Source organism: Limnobaculum xujianqingii, assembly GCF_013394855.1.
Lineage (GTDB): Bacteria > Pseudomonadota > Gammaproteobacteria > Enterobacterales > Enterobacteriaceae > Limnobaculum > Limnobaculum xujianqingii.
Genome location: NZ_JABMLK010000002.1, coordinates 129,084 through 149,589 on the forward strand (window position 1 = coordinate 129,084; position 20,506 = coordinate 149,589).

Genomic DNA, 20,506 nt, shown 5'->3' on the forward strand with positions numbered 1-20,506 from the left:
GTAAAACATATTAACTTTATAGTTAATATGTTGATTATTAATATTTTAAATTTTAATGCTACTGCGGCGTTAGGATTCACTAACAAAATTGAATGGATGTTAATTTTGTTTCTTTACATAGAGATATAGGGATTTTATCTGTTTTCAGGAATATGTCGCCATCGGGCAGGTTCTTACCAGGATAAATCAAATGAACAAGAAACATAACATCAGAAACAGTTCCGAACACCGATTTAACTCTTTACATAAAGCGATAGTTCTCGCATTTCCGGCACTCTATTTAAGCCTATCCATGCCGATTCAGGCGGCAACCACGCTGACGGAAGGGCAGGATATTTATACTAATGGGCTGAATACCGGTGCGTATGATTTATTCCTGGGTGGCAACGTTAGCTGGAACACCATGTTTGCCATGAATAATGCGGCCAAAACGGTGATTACTATTGATGGCAATAACTACACCATAACCGCCAATGGCAGCAGTACTCAGCGCTTACTGGACATTACTCAAGTCAGCAACACTGTCTCTATCACCAATGCCACCATTACTTCTAAACCTTTCACCGGGCCACGTTACTCATTAATTCGGCTCTACCAGCTTAATGATAAAGTTGATATCAACCTTGAAGGCACTACGTTTCTGGATATCGGGCCGACGGATTACAACACTTATGCCTCTGCCGATTATGGCCCAATCTTATCGATTCGTGGCAGTACCGGTGGTGTGATGAATGTGGATGGTGGTACGGCCGGGGTACTGTTTAAAGGAAACCATGGACTGGCGGATCAGCCCGGTGTCGTCGGACTCTATTCAAATAACACCATGAATTTCACCGGCAAAGTGACCTTTGATAATAACTGGACTGCTAACTATGGTGGTGCGTTAACGGTCTTTGATATTGCCGGTAGTAAGATGAGTTTTGCCGGAGAGACTAACTTTACCAATAACCATTCCTCAGTGTTTGGCGGAGCTATCGATTTTTGGGGTGCCTCAGCGGTTATGGATTTCAACGGCCCCGCTACCTTTACTGGCAACTATGTTTACGGTACCACCACCAATTCTTTTGACTATCCCGATCATGTTGATGACCAGCATACCCGTGGGGGTGCAATCAACATTGGCTATCTGAGCCCGGGAGCCACTGGCCTTAATTTGAACTTTAATAACAACACTATCTTTAAAGGTAACTTTGTTATTGATCCTAAAACCAATTATAACGCGCTGGGTGGTGCGGTTAGTGCCTATGGTAATGGTGGTAACTATAACTATTTTATGAATTTTAACGGTGCCACCACGTTTGATGGTAACTACGTTTATTCATTAACCGGCTCCGGTTACGGTGGAGCGATTTATTATGATGCGGGTGCCGCGGCGACCTTAAATTTAGGGCAGGGTTCCAGTGTTATTAATAACTACGCCAAAACCCAGGGTGGCGGTATTTATCTGAAAACCGGGACGATTAACCTGAAAGCGAATGGAGGAGATATCCTCTTTCAGGGTAACCGTCAGGGGGCAAGTTTTGCTCTCATTGGTAGCGGACCGCTTTATGCGCCGGTTGTCGGTTCAGGAAATCCCAACGCTATCTATCTGGGCGGCACCGGAAGCCTGAATCTGGATACGTCTGCTGGTAATTTCATTCAGTTTTACGATCCTATTGCCTCGGTTTCTACCGCAACCATCACCGTGAATAAAACCGGAGCGGGTGAAGTTCTGTTTCATGGCAACAGTAGCAATCCGGGCGATCCGCTGTATAACTCCGATATTCAGACCAACACTAACGTTAACGGCGGGGCCTTCTCACTGACGAATGGCGTTAGCTATGGTAATTCCGGTTTTGGTATTTTTGCGGTCAATAATGGCGGTACGGTTCAGGGAAGTAACAACAGTATCCTGCAGGCGAAAAACATCAATATTAATTCTGGTGGTACGGTAGCCGCAAACGGTGGGATCTTTAACCTGAATGCAGGTACTGGCGGCGTGGTATCAACTGCCGGGCGATTTGGTGGATTTGGTACTATCGTTGCGCCAAGCATCTCGTTAAGCACCAGTGCAGCTAACGTTTCCACGGCAGATATTGCTGCGGGCAACACCTTAATTTTAGATAGCCTGTTAACCAATGCCGGGTCATTCAGTAAAGCGGGTGCCGGTACTTTAGTTCTCACTAAAACCAACACCTACACCGGTGCTACCAGCGTCAGTGAAGGTACATTACAAGCCAATAACACCAATGTTATTGCCGCCAGCTCCGGGCTAAATATAACCGGAGGTGTATTTAATTTAAACAACTTCAACCAAACGCTAAAAAGCCTGAGTGGTACCGGCGGTGCAATTACCACCGGTACCGGAGTATTAACGGTTAACAGCACTAATACTACAAGTTACGCCGGTACTATCAGCGGTAACGGTAATCTGCTCAAGCAAGGTACCGGAGGTTTAACCTTAACCGGTAATGTCACGCTTAATGCACCGGGCTCTGAGCTTCTGGTAACCGGCGGCAGTCTAAACATCAGCGGGGGTAGCCAGACTCAAATTACCAAAGGAACGGTGGATAGTAACGCGGCACTGAACCTCAGTGACACGGGTACCAACGTCCAGTTCAATGACTTGTATGTGGGTAATTCAGCCAGCAGTAGCAGCACCTTCTTCATTAACAGCGGCGCTCAGGCGCATATTAACAATATTCTGTATATAGGCTCACTGGCCAATTCGCAGGGTAGCGTGTTGGTTAACGGAGCCGGCACATTGCTGGATGCCAACAGCGTGTTGGTAGGGAATGGGGCAGGAGGTGGCACCCTTAATTTGAACAACTCCGGGGTGTTGTTAACCAGCAAACTCCAGCGAGGAACTGGCACCATCGGTGCGGTTGATTTTAACGGTGGAATTTTACAGGCTAAAGGTGACAGTACTGATTTTATCAGCGGGTTTTCTGAGGGTGAACTGACGTTAGGCGCGTCAGGAGGTACCATTGACTCAAACGGTTTTAATATCGCAACCGATAATATCTTTAACAGAACCGGCAGATTAACCAAGATCGGCAGTGGCACATTCACCTTAACCGGCGTTAACACCTATACTGGCGGCACCTCCGTATCAGGAGGAACACTACGTCTGACCGGAGTCGGTGCCGTTGGTTCTGGCGGTGTGAATATCGCTTCCGGTGCGTCAATGTTTGTTGATACACCTTCCTCTGGAAATTACAGCTTTAATAATGCCCTGACCGGCAACGGTTTACTTCAGGTGGGGTTACTTAACGCCAGTAATACTTTCCAGTTTGGTAGCGGAGCCGGTAATGCGTTTGCCGGTACGGTGCAACTGGGTAACAGCAGTTTTGCACTATCTGGTACTAATACCTCGGTACTAACCAATGCCACCTTACAGCTGGATAGTGGCAGCACCACCTCGGTAGGGGCTGGCACTCAGAATATTGGTGGATTGACGCTAAATGGCGGCTCGCTGATTTTTAATAATCTGGCGACTGGGGTGATTAACACCGGCGCGTTAACGCTGACTTCCGGAAGCGTCGCCATTGATCCCAGCGCGATTACTAATATTAGCGGTAATATTCTGGGTCAGGATGACGGCGTTGATTTTCGTTTAATTACCGCCAGCAGCGTAGCTGGCAGTGCTGCAAATCTGACGCTGACGGATCTTTCAGGTAATCCGGTGGTTGAAACCGCAGATGTTATTCAGAATAGCAATCTGGTTGCCATTGGCTCCTACGACTTCGCGCTGGGTGATGATGCTACCGGACTTTATACCCGCTACTCTCTGTCGCAGTTGGATTTGCAGAATGGGCAGACGTTAACGCTATCTGGCGATGCGACAGCGCCAACCGGTATGGATGAATTACATGCCAAAATCACCGGCAGCGGCAGCCTGCTAATCAATGCAACCAACAGTATTACCCTGAATAATCTGGCGAATGATTATAGCGGTGCCACCACGGTAGGTACCGGCTCGTTGATTCTTGGCAGTAATAATGCATTGGGGAATACCAGCGGTCTGACCATCAATAGTGGTGCTACCGCTAATCTGAATGGTAAAACTCAAACGATAGGTTTGCTAAACGGCGCAGGCAGTTTGAATGTTAATGCGGGTGATTTGGTTATTACTGGTGGTGGCTTCCTTAGCGGTGTTATCAGCGGTAGTGCCGGTAATCTTACCCTGCAAGGGGGGGATTTATTATTAACCGGTAATAACAGCTATACCGGTACCACCAATATTAATAGCGGCACAACGCTACAAATTGGCAACGGTAATACTACTGGGGATTATGCCGGAAATATTGCCAACAACGGTCAGGTTGTTTTTAACCGTAGCAATGCTTCATCCTATACCGGAATCATTAGCGGTAGTGGTTATCTGTCAAAATTTGGTACAGGTACGCTGACTCTGAGCGGTGTTAATACTTATCAGGGTGGTAGTCAAATCAGCTTCGGTACTGTGGTCGCTACTCAGGGTAACGCACTGGGAACTGGCACGGTTAACAATAATTCAACGCTGGAGTTGAATTTCGCCAGCGACAGTACACTCAGTAACGTTTTAACCGGGGCGGGTTATCTGGTAAAAACCGGTTCCGGTATAGCCACTCTGAACAGCCTTGGCTCCACCCAGGGCAATATTACGGTTAATCAGGGCACTTTAGCCTTCACCCAAGACGGCATATTTAATGCCACCAGTTTGACGACCGCCGATGGAGCAACAACCGATCTGGCAGGAGAGTCCATTCTAAACCTGAGCGGTGCATTAACTCAAAACAACACTTCCATATTAAATGTCGGCGTAGGCAGCGGCCAGACCGCAATTAACGCCGATACCGCCTCACTGGGCGGTACACTCAACATCACCGATTTCAATGCTAATGTACCGAATAACGCCAGTGCATTAATTGGTACTGAATTTACTGTTATTCATACCATCAATGGCATCACTAATGATTTTACTACCGTCGATCTGGATGGCGTGCAAAGTGATGTGGATTACCTGACGCTGGCCGGTCGGGTAGTTAACGGCGTGGACTACAATGTAGGTCTTCATTTGACCTGGCAGGCCGGTGCCTTATTAGGCAATGGGGTATTTACGCTGGGTGATGCCAGTGACCTGTTTAATGTGGATGTAGTACTGGCGGACCAGACCGGACCTTTTACCAGCAATTGGGATGGTAAAACGCTGACCAAAGAGGGCGCTGGTACCCTGCAACTCTCCTCGGTGAATACTTACACCGGTAGCACCCTGATTAATGGTGGCACCTTACAGACAGGCATTGCTAATGCCTTTGCTACCAGTAGTAATGTGACAGTGAATAGCGGCGCTACGCTGGATTTGAACAACTTTAATCAGCAAGCCAATAATCTGAGCGGCGGGGGAAGTATTACGCTGGGTAGCGCGGCATTAACCGCTAATAACAGTACAGATACCGCTTTTGGTGGTGTCATTAGTGGAACGGGTAATCTGATTAAAGACAGTACCGGAACCCTGACGCTGAGCGGTATTAATACCTATCAGGGGGGAACCACTATCAACACCGGTACCCTGAAGGTGACTCAGGGGGGGCTCTGGGAACCGGAGCCGTTAATAATAACGATATGTTGGAGCTGAATTTTTCCGGCATCAGTACATTAAGCAATGTGTTAAGCGGTACTGGTTATCTGATGAAAACCGGTACCGGTACCGCCATATTAGACAGTGTTGGTTCCAGCCAGGGCAATATTGTCGTTAATCAGGGGACTTTGGCTTTTGTTCAGGATGGGGTATTTAATGCCGACCATCTGACAACGGCTGACGGAGCCACCACCTCTCTGGCGGGAGAATCCATTCTGAACCTGAGTGGATCGCTAACCCAAAACAGTACTTCAGTATTGAATGTTGGTGTAGGCAGCGGTCAGACCGCGATTAATGCAGATACTGCCTCACTGGGCGGCACGCTTAATATTACTGATTTCAGCGTCAATGTACCAAATAACGCCAGTGCATTAGTCAGTACTGAATTTACTGTTATTCATACTACCAACGGCATCACCAATGACTTTTCTACTGTCGATTTGGGTGGCGCGCACAGCGATCTGGATTACCTGACGCTGGCGGGACGGGTAGTTAACGGCGTGGATTATAACGTTGGCCTTCACCTGACCTGGCAGGCCGGTGCTTTACTAGGCAACGGTATCTTTACGGTAGGCAATGCCAGCGACCTGTTTAATGTGGATCTCGTACTGGCGGACCAAACCGGGCCTTTTACCAGCAATTGGGATGGTAAAACTCTGACTAAAGAAGGCGCAGGCACGCTGCAACTCTCCTCGGTTAATACCTATACAGGTGACACTCTGATTAATGCAGGAACGCTGGAAACTGGCATTACTAATGCTTTTGCCACCAGCGGCAATGTAGTGGTGGCCAACGGCGCTACATTAAATCTGAATAACCTGGCTCAACAGGCTAATAATCTGAGCGGTGATGGGCATATCACATTAGGCAGCGCAATCTTAACAGCCAATAATACAGCAAGCAGTACCTTTAATGGTGATATTAGTGGTACCGGTAGCCTGGTTAAATCAGGAAACGGGACTTTGATATTGAGTGGGGTGAATAGTTACAGCGGCGGTACCACGATCGCAGAAAATGTTCTGGGGATAACTCAAGGAGGAGCGTTAGGTTCAGGTACGGTAATTAACCATGGTGAGCTAAACCTGTATTTTGTTACAGACAGTACATTAGCCAACGTTATAACCGGGGCTGGCAGTATAGCAAAAAATGGTGCTGGTAATGCGATATTAACCGGTGCTGGTGCAGATTTAGGCTTAGTAAACGTTAACGAAGGAACATTAACGCTCGCTTCCGGCGATACCATGAACATGACCGGGCTAAGGACCGCTGCCGGTGCCACAACGGCAGTCGAGGGTGATAGCTCATTAAATCTGACTGTTTCAGGATTGACTCAGGATAGTGGTGCCACGCTGAAGATAACAAAAGGTAGCTCCTCACTTCCGGTTATTCAGTCTGGAGGGGCCGTACTGAATGGCGCCCTGAATCTTAATGGTTACACTTTTACTGCTGCTGGTTCAGCCAGCGGGCTCGACGATGAGATGTACACCCTTATTCATACTACCGGTGGAATCAGTGGTGATTTCAGCAGTATTGATTTTGGTGCAACAAGTAGTGTGGATTACCTGACTCTTGGTGGTCGGATAGTTAACGGTATCGATTATCACGTTGGCCTGGGGCTCACCTGGTTGGCGGGTCCTGCATCGGGCAATGGTTTGTTTACTCTGACTGATGCCAGCGACATGTTTAATGTGGATGTGGTGCTGGCGGATCAAACCGGGCCATTTACCAGTACCTGGGATGGTAAAACCCTGACCAAAGATGGGTTAGGTACACTGATACTTTCATCGGCCAATACTTACACTGGCGATACTCTGATTAATGCGGGAACGCTGGAAACCGGAATCGCTAATGCCTTTGCCAGCAGCAGTAATGTGGTAGTGGGCAGTGGTGCTATGTTGAATCTGAATAGCTTTGATCAACAGGCCAACAACCTGAGCGGCGCTGGTAGTATCAAATTAGGTAGTGCAGCCCTGACGGCGAGCAACAACATTAATAGCACTTTTAGCGGCAATATTGTTGGTGATGGAACTGAACTTTGCTAACGACAGCACGCTGAATAACCTGTTAAGCGGTAGTGGTAGTCTGACCAAAACCGGCACCGGTATTGCTACGCTGAATGGTACGGGTTCAACGCAGGGAGCCATCAATGTCAATCAGGGTACGTTAAATCTGGCTCAAAACATGGAGCTTAACGGAACCAGTCTGACCACGGCTAACGGTGCGACCACTTCTCTTTCTCTGGATGCCCTGATTAACCTCAGTGGTGCATTAACTCAAAATAGTACAGCGACCTTAAATATTAATACCGGCGGTGCGCAACCGGCCATTACTGCGGATTCAGCATCGCTGGACGGTGCTCTGAATGTGACTGGCTTTACCACCAGTGCTCCAACCAGCGCCAGTGCATTACCGGGTACAGAATTTACTATTATCCATACCACTAACGGCATTATTGGTGACTTTGCTGCTGTCGATTTGGGCGGAGCGACCAGCAATGTAGACTACCTGACGCTGGCTGGTCGGGTGGTTAACGGTGTGGATTACAACGTCGGCTTTGGACTGACCTGGCTGGCTGGTGATGCGCTGGGCAACGGTACTTTCACTCTGATCAATGCCGGTGACCTGTTTAATGTGGATGTGGTACTGGCAGATCAAACCGGCACCTTTGCCAGCAATTGGGATGGCAAGAGCCTGACCAAAGAAGGGCTGGGCACCCTGCAACTCTCTTCGGTGAATACCTACACCGGCAGTACCCTGATTAATGGTGGAACGCTGGAAACCGGTATCGCCAATGCGTTTGCTACCAGTAGTAATGTGGTGGTTGCCAGCGGTGGTACGCTGAATCTGAATGGTTTTAATCAGCAGGCGAATAACCTGAGTGGCGCAGGTAACATTACATTGCGTAATGCGGTACTGACCGCCAACAACAATGCTGATACCGCCTTTGACGGCGAGATCGGTGGTGCAGGCAGTCTGATTAAAACCGGTACCGGCACCCTGACCTTAAGCGGGATGAATATCTATCAGGGTGGCAGTACCCTCAGTGGCGGTACACTGGTTGCGACCAATGGTTTGGCGTTGGGAAGCGGCGACATTGAGAATAACGCGACGCTGGAGTTAAATTTTGCCAGCGACAGCGATCTGGGCAATGTACTGAGCGGTAGTCTGGTGAAAACTGGAGCCGGTGTTGCTTCGCTAAGTGCGGTTGGCTCAGCTCAGGGGGCGGTGAGCGTTAATCAGGGAACATTAAGTTTCACTCAGGATGGCATCTTTACTGCCGACAGCCTGACCACTGCCAATGGTGCTACTACCTCACTGGCAGGGGAATCTATTTTGAACCTGAGCGGTGCATTAACCCAAAACAGCACGGCGGTGCTAAATGTTGGGGTGGGTACCGGTCAGACGGCAATTAATGCAGATACTGCTTCGCTGGGCGGTACCCTCAATATTACTGATTTCAATACTAATGTGCCGAACAGTGCCAGCGCCCTAACCAGTACTGAGTTTACCGTTATTCATACTACCAACGGTATCACTAATGACTTTACCAGCGTTGATTTGGGTGGAGCGCAGAGCAATGTGGACTACCTGACGCTGGCGGGACGGGTGGTTAACGGTGTAGATTACAACGTCGGCTTTGGCCTGACCTGGTTGGCAGGTACTGCGCTGGGCGACGGTACCTTTACCCTGAGTGATGCCAGCGATCTGTTTAATGTAGACGTAGTATTAGCAGACCAAACCGGGCCGTTTACCAGTAACTGGGATGGCAAAACCCTGACTAAAGCCGGACTGGGTACGCTACAACTCTCCTCGGTGAATACCTACACTGGAGACACTCTGATAAATGGCGGCACTTTGCAGACGGGTATCGCCAATGCCTTTGCTACCAGCGCTAATGTGACAGTTGCCAGCGGCGCTACGTTGGATCTGAATAATTTTAATCAGCAGGCGAATAACCTGAGTGGCGCAGGCAACATTACACTGCGTAATGCAGCACTGACAGCCAATAACAGCAGTGATACCACTTTTGACGGCGAGATCGGTGGCGCAGGCAGCCTGATTAAAACTGGCACCGGTACCCTGACCTTAAGTGGAGTGAACAGCTATCAGGGTGGTAGTACCCTCAGTGGCGGTACACTGGTTGCGACCAATGGTTTGGCATTGGGGCTCGGCGACATTGAAAACAATGCGACGCTGGAATTGAATTTTGCCAGCGATAGTGCGCTGGATAATCTACTGAGTGGCAGCGGTAGTCTGGTGAAAACCGGCAGCGGTATTGCCACCTTAAGCGCGGTTGGCTCAACTCAGGGCGCGGTGAGTGTCGATCAGGGCACATTAAGTTTCACTCAAAACGGCGGTTTTGGTGCAACCAGCCTGACCACCGCCGATGGTGCCAGCACTTCACTGGCAGGTGACGCAGTTCTGAACCTGAGCGGTGCGCTAACGCAAAACAACAGCGCAATACTCAACGTTGTCGTGGGTAACGGTGTGACCGCAGTGAATGCAGATACCGCCTCATTAGGTGGCACTCTTAATATCACCGGTTTTAATACCACGTTGCCAGGCAGCGCCAGTGCTTTAACCAGCACGGAATTTACCGTTATTCATACCGTTAACGGCATCACTAATGACTTTGCGCAGGTGGATTTAGGTGGTGCTGAAAGCGATGTGGATTACCTGACGTTAGCTGGCCGGGTAGTTAACGGCGTAGATTACAACGTAGGTTTTGGCCTGACCTGGCTGGCGGGAACGTCACTGGGCAACGGTACCTTTACCTTAACTAACACCAGCGACCTGTTTAATGTCGATGTGGTATTAGCCGATCAAACCGAGCCGTTTACCAGCATCTGGGATGGTAAGAGCCTGACCAAAGCGGGTTTGGGTACATTACAACTCTCCTCCGTCAATACCTACACAGGTAGTACTCTGATTAATGCAGGTACTCTGCAAGCTGGCATTGCCAATGCCTTTGCCTCCAGTAGTGATGTTGCCGTAGGTAGCACCGCCACGCTGGATCTGAACAACTTTAATCAACAGGCTAATAATCTCAGCGGTAGCGGTAGTATTCTGCTGGGCAGCGCAGAGTTAACGGCTAATAACAGTGCTGATACTACCTTTAGCGGTGTAATTGAGGGTACCGGCAGTCTGAGCAAAACTGGCACTGGTACATTGATTCTGAGTGGTGAAAATACTTATGAAGGTGGTAGTAGCATTAGCGCAGGTACGCTGATCGCCACCCAGGGTAATGCACTGGGGACGGGAGACATCAATAACAGCGCTACGCTGGAGCTTAACTTCCTGACGGACAGCACTCTGAGCAATCTTTTGTCAGGCAGTGGAACACTGATTAAAAGTGGAGCAGGTATAGCAACGCTAAATGCCGTTGGTTCTGAACAGGGCAATGTTGAGGTTAACAATGGCACGCTGAATTTTGTTCAAACCGGCGCGTTCACAGCGGCAAACCTGACTACGGCGGCAAATGCCACCACTATGCTGGCAGCGAATGCCACATTAAATCTCAGCGGTGCGTTAACACAAAATACCGATTCAATTTTAGACGTTACTCTGGGCATCGATTACCCAATTATTAGTGCAGCGACTGCTGCTCTGGATGGTTCACTCAAAGTATCAGGTATTGATACCAGCACGATGCCAGTCAATGCCAGCGACCTGAATGGCACCAATTTTACTATTATCCACACCACCGGAGGGATTAGTGGTGATTTCAGCTCTGTGGATTTAGGTGGTGCCAGCAGCAGCGTGGACTATCTGACTCTGGCTGGCCGGATAGTTAATGGTGTGGATTATAATGTGGGCCTTGGTCTGACCTGGCAGGCGGGTAACGCGTTGGGCAACGGTACCTTTACGCTAACTAACGCCGGTGACCTGTTTAATGTGGATGTGGTGTTAGCCGATCAAACCGGGCCATTTACCAGCAACTGGGATGGCAAGAGCCTGACCAAAATGGGGCTGGGCACATTACAACTCTCTTCTGTCAATACTTATCTTGGAAGTACCCTGATTAATGAGGGTACCTTGCAGGTGGGCATTGCCAATGCTTTTGCCATCAGTCGCGATATCACTGTAGCCAGTGGTGCCACGCTGGATCTGAACAACTTTGACCAACGGGCTAATAACCTGAGTGGCGCAGGTAATATTCTGTTAGGCAGTGCAGTGTTAACCGCCAACAACAGTGCGGATACCACCTTTAGCGGTGTGATTGATGGTACCGGCAGTCTGAGCAAAACCGGGTCCGGTACCCTGACCTTAAGTGGTGTGAATGGCTATCAGGGGGGCAGTGATTTCCTTGATGGTAAAGTTATTGCTACTCAGGGGAGTGCGTTGGGAACCAGTGATATTGGTAGTGCAGGAACACTGGAACTGAACTTCGCAACTGACAGCACGTTGAGCAACAGGATACATGGTGGGGGTAGCCTGATAAAATCTGGTGCAGGTGTTGCTACATTGAGTGGTATTGGTTCGACCCAAGGTAACATCGATGTTAATCAGGGCACGCTGAATTTTGCCCAGATTGGTGCATTTAACGGTTTCAATATGACAACGGCTAATGGTGCCAGCACTTCGGTTGAGGCTAACGCTTTGCTGAACCTGAGTGGTGTATTCACACAGAACGCAACGTCTACATTAAATGTCGCTGTAGGTAGCGTTCAGCCGGTGATTACCGCCGATACCGCAGCGCTGGATGGTACGTTAAATATCACCGGATTCACCAGCGGAGCCCCAACCAGTGCCAGCGCATTAGCCAGTAGTGATTTTACGATTATCCATACCCTCAACGGTATCACCGGTGACTTTACGACAATTGATTTAGGCGGAGCTGCCAGTACTGTGGATTATCTGACCTTAGCTGGTCGGGTGGTGAACAATGCTGATTATAACGTCGGCTTTGGCCTCACCTGGCTGGCAGGAAGTTCACTGGGCAACGGGACCTTTACCCTGGCCAATTCCGGTGACCTGTTTAATGTGGACGTGGTGTTAGCCGATCAGACCGGTCCATTTACCAGCACCTGGGACGGCAAGAGCCTGACCAAGGCAGGATTGGGTACGTTACAACTCTCTTCCGTCAACACTTACACCGGCAGTACGTTAGTGAATGGCGGCACCTTACAGACCGGTATCGCCAATGCCTTCGCCACCAGCAGTGATGTAACGGTGGCCAGTGGAGCCACGTTGGATCTGAATGATTTCGCACAACAGGCCAATAACCTGAGCGGCGCGGGCAGTATCTTATTAGGCAGCGCGGCGTTAACCGCTAACAATATTGCCAGTACTACCTTTAGCGGTGTGATTGATGGTGCAGGCAGCCTGAGCAAAACCGGTACCGGCACGCTGACATTAAGCGGGGCCAATACCTATCAGGGTGGCAGCACCCTCAGCGCCGGAACGCTGGTGGCAACACAGGGTAGCGCGCTGGGAACCGGCGCTATCGATAATGGCGCCACGCTGGAACTGAACTTTGCCAGCGACAGCACATTAGCCAATGTATTAAGCGGCAGCGGTAGCCTGAATAAAACCGGCACGGGTATTGCCATTTTGAGTGGCGCAGGTTCGACGCAGGGCGCCATCAACGTCAATCAGGGCACGCTGAACTTTGCCCAGAGCGGGGTATTTAACGGCAGCAGCCTGACCACTGCTAATGATGCCAGCACCTCGGTGGTGGCAGATTCCTCACTGAATCTGAGCGGGGCGCTGACGCAAAATGCCACTTCCACCCTGAATGTGGCGGTGGGCAGCGTCCAGCCGGTGATCACCGCCGATAGTGCCGCATTAAGCGGCACGCTGAATATCACCGGATTTACCACCGGAGCCCCAACCAGCGCCAGCGCCTTAACCAACACTGAATTTACCGTGATTCATACCACCGGAGCCGGTGGTATCAGCGGTGACTTCACGACGATTGATTTAGGCGGGGCCGCCAGTACTGTGGATTACCTGACCTTAGCCGGTCGGGTGGTCAACAACGCAGATTATAACGTGGGCTTTGGCCTCACCTGGCTGGCAGGAAGCTCGCTGGGTAACGGGACCTTTACGCTGACGAACGCGGGCGATCTGTTTAATGTGGATGTGGTGTTAGCCGATCAAACCGGACCGTTTACCAGCAGCTGGGACGGCAAGAGCCTGACCAAAGCGGGGCTGGGCACATTACAACTCTCCTCCGTCAATACCTACACCGGCAGCACGCTGGTTAATGGCGGCACCTTACAGACCGGTATCGCCAATGCCTTCGCCACCAGCAGTGATGTAATGGTGGCCAGCGGAGCGACGCTGGACCTGAATGGTTTCGCTCAACAGACCAATAACCTGAGCGGCGCGGGCAGCATTCTGTTAGGCAGCGCGGCGTTAACCGCCAACAATATTGCCAGTACTACCTTTAGCGGTGTGATTGATGGTGCAGGCAGCCTGAGCAAAACCGGGGCCGGCACCCTGACATTAAGCGGGGCCAATACCTATCAGGGTGGCAGCACTCTCAGCGCCGGAACGCTGGTAGTAACTCAGGGTAGCGTGCTGGGAACCGGTACTATCGATAATGGTGCTACGCTGGAGCTCAACTTTGCCAGCAACAGTACATTAGCCAATGTCCTGAGCGGCAGCGGTAGCCTGAATAAAACCGGCGCGGGTATTGCCACCCTGAGTGGCGCAGGTTCGACGCAGGGTGCCATCAACGTCAATCAGGGTACGCTGAATATCACCGGATTTACCACCGGTGCGCCAACCAGCGCCAGCGCCTTAACCAATACTGAATTTACCGTGATTCATACCACCGGAGCCGGTGGTATCAGCGGCGACTTCACGACAATTGATTTAGGCGGGGCTGCCAGCACTGTGGATTACCTGACCTTAGCCGGTCGGGTGGTCAACAATGCAGATTACAACGTCGGCTTTGGCCTGACCTGGCTGGCAGGAAGCTCACTGGGCAACGGGACCTTTACGCTGGCAAACGCGGGTGATCTGTTTAATGTGGACGTGGTTCTGGCGGATCAAACCGGACCATTTACCAGCAACTGGGATGGCAAGAGCCTGACCAAAGCGGGGCTGGGCACATTACAGCTCTCCTCCGTGAATACCTACACCGGCAGCACATTAGTGAATGGCGGCACTTTACAGACCGGTATCGCCAATGCCTTCGCCACCAGCAGTGATGTAATGGTGGCCAGCGGAGCCACGCTGGACCTGAATGGCTTCGCTCAACAGGCCAATAACCTGAGCGGCGCGGGCAGTATCTTATTAGGTAACGCGGCGTTAACCGCTAACAATATTGCCAGTACTACCTTTAGCGGTGTGATTGATGGTGCAGGCAGCCTGAGCAAAACCGGTACCGGCACCCTGACATTAAGCGGGGCCAATACCTATCAGGGTGGCAGCACTCTCAGCGCCGGAACGCTGGTAGCAACTCAGGGTAGCGCGCTGGGAACCGGCACTGTCGATAATGGTGCCACGCTGGAGCTCAACTTTGCCAGCAACAGTACATTAGCCAATGTCCTGAGCGGCAGCGGTAGCCTGAATAAAACCGGCGCGGGTATTGCCACCCTGAGTGGTACAGGTTCGACGCAGGGCGCCATCAACGTCAATCAGGGTACGCTGAACTTTGCCCAGAGCGGGGTATTTAACGGTAGCAGTCTGACCACCGCTAACGGTGCCAGCACTTCAGTAGTGGCAGACTCTTCACTGAATCTGAGCGGCGCGCTGACGCAAAATGCCACTTCCACCCTGAATGTGGCGGTGGGCAGCGTCCAGCCGGTGATCACTGCCGATAGTGCCGCGTTAAGCGGTACGCTGAATATCACCGGATTTACCACCGGTGCACCAACCAGCGCCAGCGCTTTAACCAACACCGAGTTCACCGTGATTCATACCACCGGAGCCGGTGGTATCAGCGGTGACTTTACCACGGTCAATCTGGGTGGAGCTGCCAGCACTGTGGATTATCTGACCTTAGCCGGTCGGGTAGTGAACAACGCAGACTATAACGTCGGCTTTGGCCTGACCTGGCTGGCAGGAAGCTCGCTGGGTAACGGGACCTTTACGCTGACTAACGCCAACGACCTGTTTAATGTGGACGTGGTTCTGGCGGATCAAACCGGGCCGTTTACCAGCACCTGGGACGGCAAGAGCCTGACCAAGTCAGGATTGGGCACATTACAACTGTCTTCCGTCAATGCCTTCGCCACCAGCAGTGATGTAACAGTAGCCAGCGGAGCCACGCTGGATCTGAATAACTTCGCCCAACAGGCCAATAACCTGAGCGGTGCGGGCAGTATCTTATTAGGTAACGCGGCGTTAACCGCTAACAATATCGCCAGTACTACCTTTAGCGGTGTGATTGATGGTGCAGGCAGCCTGAGAAAAACCGGTACCGGCACCCTGACATTAAGCGGGGCCAATACCTATCAGGGTGGCAGCACTCTCAGCGCCGGAACGCTGGTAGCAACTCAGGGTAGCGCGCTGGGAACCGGCACTGTCGATAATGGTGCTACGCTGGAACTGAACTTTGCCAGCGACAGCACATTAGCCAATGTATTAAGCGGCAGCGGTAGCCTGAATAAAACCGGCGCGGGTATCGCCACCCTGAGTGGTGCTGGCTCGGCTCAGGGCGTCATCAACGTCAATCAGGGCACGCTGAACTTTGCCCAGAGCGGGGTATTTAACGGTAGCAGTCTGACCACTGCTAATGATGCCAGCACCTCGGTGGTGGCAGATTCCTCACTGAATCTGAGCGGTGCGCTGACGCAAAACGCCACTTCCACCCTGAATGTGGCGGTGGGCAGCGTTCAGCCGGTGATGGACGGGTAATCAAAGATGGCAGCGGCAGCCTGACTCTGAGTGGTGTTAGTACTTATACTGGCGGCAGCAGTCTTAATTCCGGCACCACCATTATTACGCAGGGTCAGGCATTGGGCAGTGGCACAGTGACTAACCATGCGACACTGGAGCTCAATTTTGCCAGCGATAGCACATTAAGCAATGTGCTAAGCAGTAGCGGTAGCCTGAATAAAACCGGTAGCGGTGTGGCAACACTGAACGGCGTAGGATCGACTCAGGGAGCTATTAACGTCAATCAGGGCACGCTGAACTTTGCTCAAAGTGGTGACTTCAATGGTACCAGTTTAACCACCAGTAATGGTGCGACTACTTCACTGGCTGAAGACAGTACGCTAAACCTTAGTGGGGCGCTGGTGCAGAACAGCGGTTCAACGCTGTCAGTTCTGTTAGGTACCACTCAACCGATAATTCAGGCGGATACCTCCACGCTGAGTGGAACGCTGAAAGTCATTGGCATCGATGCTGATGCCGATCCAACTAAGGCCAGCGACCTGCCTAATACCGAGTTCACTATCATTCATACCGCTAACGGTATCACTGGTGATTTCACCACCGTCGATCTGAACGGTGTCTCCAGCGCGGTAGATTATCTGACGGTGAGCGCCGGAAAGAGCATAGACAATAAGGATTATAATGTTGGTTATGGTCTGACCTGGTTAGCCGGTGCTACTTTAGGTAATGGTACTTTCACTTTAACCAATACCAACGATACCTTTAATGTGGATATCATACTGGCCAATCAGGCAGGATCGAGTACCGGATGGAATGGTCAGAGCCTGACGAAAGAAGGGGATGGAACTCTGATTCTGTCATCAGTTAACACCTATACCGGTGATACGCTGATTAACCACGGTACTTTACAGACTGGTATTGCCAATGCATTTGCCGATAGTGCGAACGTAGTTATTGCTAACGACGGCATTCTGAGCCTGAATGGTTTCGATCAGTCAGCCAATAATCTGAGTGGTAGTGGCGGCGTTCTGCTGGGCAATAGTGATTTGACCGTTAACAGCCTGACAGATACTACGTTTAGCGGTTCTATCAGCGGTAACGGCGGATTGATTAAATCAGGTGCAGAGACCTTCACCCTGAACGGAGTTAACTTCTACAGCGGCTCTACTACCATTAATCAGGGTCGTCTGGTGGGTACCAGAGGCGTGTCGCTTGGTCTGTCAGATATTACTAACAATGCGCAACTGGAGTTAGCATTTGCTCAGAATAGCGCACTGATAAATCAGTTAAGCGGTAACGGTGAACTGATTAAAACCGGTGCGGGTATGGCGACCTTAACCCATGCGGGTTCCTCTCAGGGAAGCGTTTCAGTGGATGAAGGAACCCTTAAGCTGGCGCAAAATGGCGCATTTAATGCCGGTGATTATCAGACAGCTGTTGGGGCTACCACCTCCATGGCTGCTGATTCATCTTTAGTCGTTGCCAATCAGTTTAAATCAGAGGGAACGCTGGATGTGATTGCCGGTAATACCTCTCCGGTTGTGACCGCAGATACGGCAGAACTTGGCAGTAGCTCGGTATTCAATCTGTCAGGCTATTCTGCACCAGAAACCACCAGCGCCAGTCAGTTAGCCAATAACCAGTTTATGGTGATTAATACCTCGGCACCGGGCAATCTGACTGGTGACTTTGCCTCATTTAACTTAGGTGGTTCTTCCAGCCCAGTCGACTATCTGTCGATGACAGCAATTCATGACAGCCAGAATTACAGCATTGGTCTGGCACTGTCCTGGTACAGTTCATATAGCGCTACACCTGAACGTGCTCACGGTACCTTTACCTTAAGCGGTGCCAGTGAATATTTCGATCTGGATGTGGTGTTAGCGGATCAAGCTGCAAATGCCATTACCGGCTGGGATGGTAAAACTCTGACTAAAGCGGGTGAGGGTACGCTGCAACTCTCTAAAGCGAATAGTTATACCGGTGCTACTTTGATTAATGGCGGTACGTTACTGGCCGGAAAAGCCAACATTATTGCCAATAGTTCACAGCTCTCTATCGCTGAAGGTGCGACCTTTGATTTGAATAACTTCAATCAACAGGTTAATAACCTTAACGGTGGCGGTAACGTGGTATTGGGAGAGGCTGCTCTGACCACCAATCACAGCGTAGATAATACCTTCAGCGGAGTTATTAGCGGCGCGGGCAGTCTGAATAAAACCGGCAGTGGCACCTTGCTGTTAACCGGAGATAATATCTATGCAGGCGGTACTACCATCTCCAGCGGAACCTTACAACTGGGTAATGGCGGCACCAGCGGTAGTGTTATAGGAAATATTACTGATAACGGCACATTAGTCTTCGACCGCAGTAATGACCACTTATATAACGGCGTGATTAGCGGCAGTGGTAATGTGATTCAGCAAGGTTCTGGCACGTTGTTTATCGATAATAACCAGACTTATCAGGGAACTACGGATATTAACGCGGGGGCGCTGGTTCTGATTAAAGATTCAGTGCTGACAAGCACTAATACCGTTACGGTTGCTTCAGGTGCTGAGCTGGGTGGTTATGGTGGTGTTAATGGCAGCGTGAACAATAATGGCCTGCTGGCCGTAGCGGATGCGGCAATTGGATTTGTTGATGCTCCGGCGGGTAATTTCACTATCGGCGGTAGCCTGACTAACTCCGGTGAAGTGCGCATGGCCAGCCCGGACCCCCGCAGTCAGTTAATTGTTAAGGGTAACTATATTGGTAACAATGGGTTACTCACCATAAGCACTATTCTGGCAGGCGATAACTCAACAACCGACCGACTGATAGTGGCTGGTGATACCTCCGGAACGACGCGTCTGGTGGTGAACAATTCTGGCGGAGCCGGAGCACAAACGGTTAACGGTATTGAGGTGGTCAGCGTTGGCGGTCAGTCAAACGGTCAGTTCACGCTGGCTAATCGAGTGGTTGCCGGTGCTTACGACTATAGCCTGTATCAGGGATTACCGGATGTAGCGAACGGAAACTGGTATCTGCGTTCATAAGGACCGGGGGAAGCGCCTCAATGGCGTCCGGAAGCGGGTATCTATCTGGGGAACCAGTCGATGGTCAGCCAGTTGCAAATACAAACCCTGTTTGACCGTCAGGGCAGTCAGTTCAGAAGCGCCGACAGCAGCAGTTGGGGGCGCATCATCGGTGGTCGGGTAGACAGTAAAGCTGCCGGTGGTGATATTGATATGAGCAGTGACTATACGTTGGTTCAGGTCGGTAGCGATTTATTCAGTTATAACTTTGGTGATTCTGGTCTGGTTGCCGGGGTTATGGGAAGTTGGGGTGATGTGGATTCTGACTCAACCGGCAATGCAGATTTGAACGGAACCCATCACAGCGCCACCGGTACCGTTGAGGGCTTTAGCTTAGGGGTGTATGCCACCTGGTTTGCCGATGCCAAACAGCAAACCGGAGCCTATATTGATAACTGGTATCAGTATGGTTGGTATGACAACCACGTCAGCGGTGAAGGTATGGCAACGGATAGCTATGATTCCCGTCCGTTTGCTGCATCGTTGGAGACGGGATATAGCTTTATTCTTAATGATGATAGCAAGAACCAATGGCGTCTGATTCCTCAGGCTCAGGTGGTGTACAACAAATATTCTGCCGATAGTTTTGTTGATTCCAGCAATACCAAAATTGCCGGACAGAATAATGAAATATGGAGTACCCGCTTAGGTACCCGTCTGATCGGTAATATACAGGGCAAGGGCTACAACCATCATCCATTTGCGGAAGTTAACTGGTGGTACAGCAAGCAGGATGCTTCTGTCACCTTCGACGGTATGCACATCGATCAGGATATGCCGAATAATCGTGCCGAGTTGAAACTGGGTCTTCAGAGTGAGTTTGATAACAACTGGAGTACCACAGTCAGCGTAGGTGGTCAGGTAGGCGATCAGAGCTATCACAGCATGCAGGGAAGCATTAACGTTCGTTATGCGTTCTAATTAAAACTGACGAAGTAATGCAATCAAAAACGGCGTATCAGTAGTGACACGCCGTTTTTTTATAACAATTAAACCAAAACTGCCAGACTTCTCGCATTAAGACGTCAATATT

3 protein-coding genes and 1 pseudogene are annotated in these 20,506 nt (G+C 50.5%); all 4 read left to right on the forward strand.

Translation table 11 applies throughout. The features are described from left to right. Positions 1-190: 190 nt before the first annotated feature. The 4 genes and pseudogenes from GOL65_RS14530 to GOL65_RS14550 all read left to right on the forward strand — a co-directional run bounded on the left by GOL65_RS14530 (position 191) and on the right by GOL65_RS14550 (position 20,394). Entirely contained in the window at positions 191-5,599 is a 5,409-nt protein-coding gene (locus tag GOL65_RS14530) for an autotransporter-associated beta strand repeat-containing protein (RefSeq protein ID WP_179038428.1), read from the forward strand. Next, the gene (locus tag GOL65_RS14535; RefSeq protein WP_179038429.1) at positions 5,587-7,644 is read left to right on the forward strand and encodes an autotransporter-associated beta strand repeat-containing protein; all 2,058 of its coding nucleotides are present in this window, start codon (positions 5,587-5,589) and stop codon (positions 7,642-7,644) included. The genes GOL65_RS14530 and GOL65_RS14535 overlap by 13 nt, the downstream gene beginning before the upstream one ends. Then, the gene (locus tag GOL65_RS14540) at positions 7,625-16,414 is read left to right on the forward strand and encodes an autotransporter-associated beta strand repeat-containing protein (RefSeq protein WP_228723186.1); all 8,790 of its coding nucleotides are present in this window, start codon (positions 7,625-7,627) and stop codon (positions 16,412-16,414) included. Before GOL65_RS14535 ends, GOL65_RS14540 begins: the two co-directional genes overlap by 20 nt. After that, positions 16,414-20,394: pseudogene (locus GOL65_RS14550) on the forward strand (autotransporter outer membrane beta-barrel domain-containing protein). The gene GOL65_RS14540 and the pseudogene GOL65_RS14550 overlap by 1 nt, the downstream one beginning before the upstream one ends. Positions 20,395-20,506 lie beyond the last annotated feature (112 nt).

Bases quoted from the DNA above. Each gene is read 5' to 3' on its own strand.
- GOL65_RS14530 (WP_179038428.1), top strand. From the start codon at position 191: ATGAACAAGAAACATAACATCAGAAACAGTTCCGAACACCGATTTAAC.
- GOL65_RS14535 (WP_179038429.1), top strand. From the start codon at position 5,587: ATGTTGGAGCTGAATTTTTCCGGCATCAGTACATTAAGCAATGTGTTA.
- GOL65_RS14540 (WP_228723186.1), top strand. From the start codon at position 7,625: ATGGAACTGAACTTTGCTAACGACAGCACGCTGAATAACCTGTTAAGC.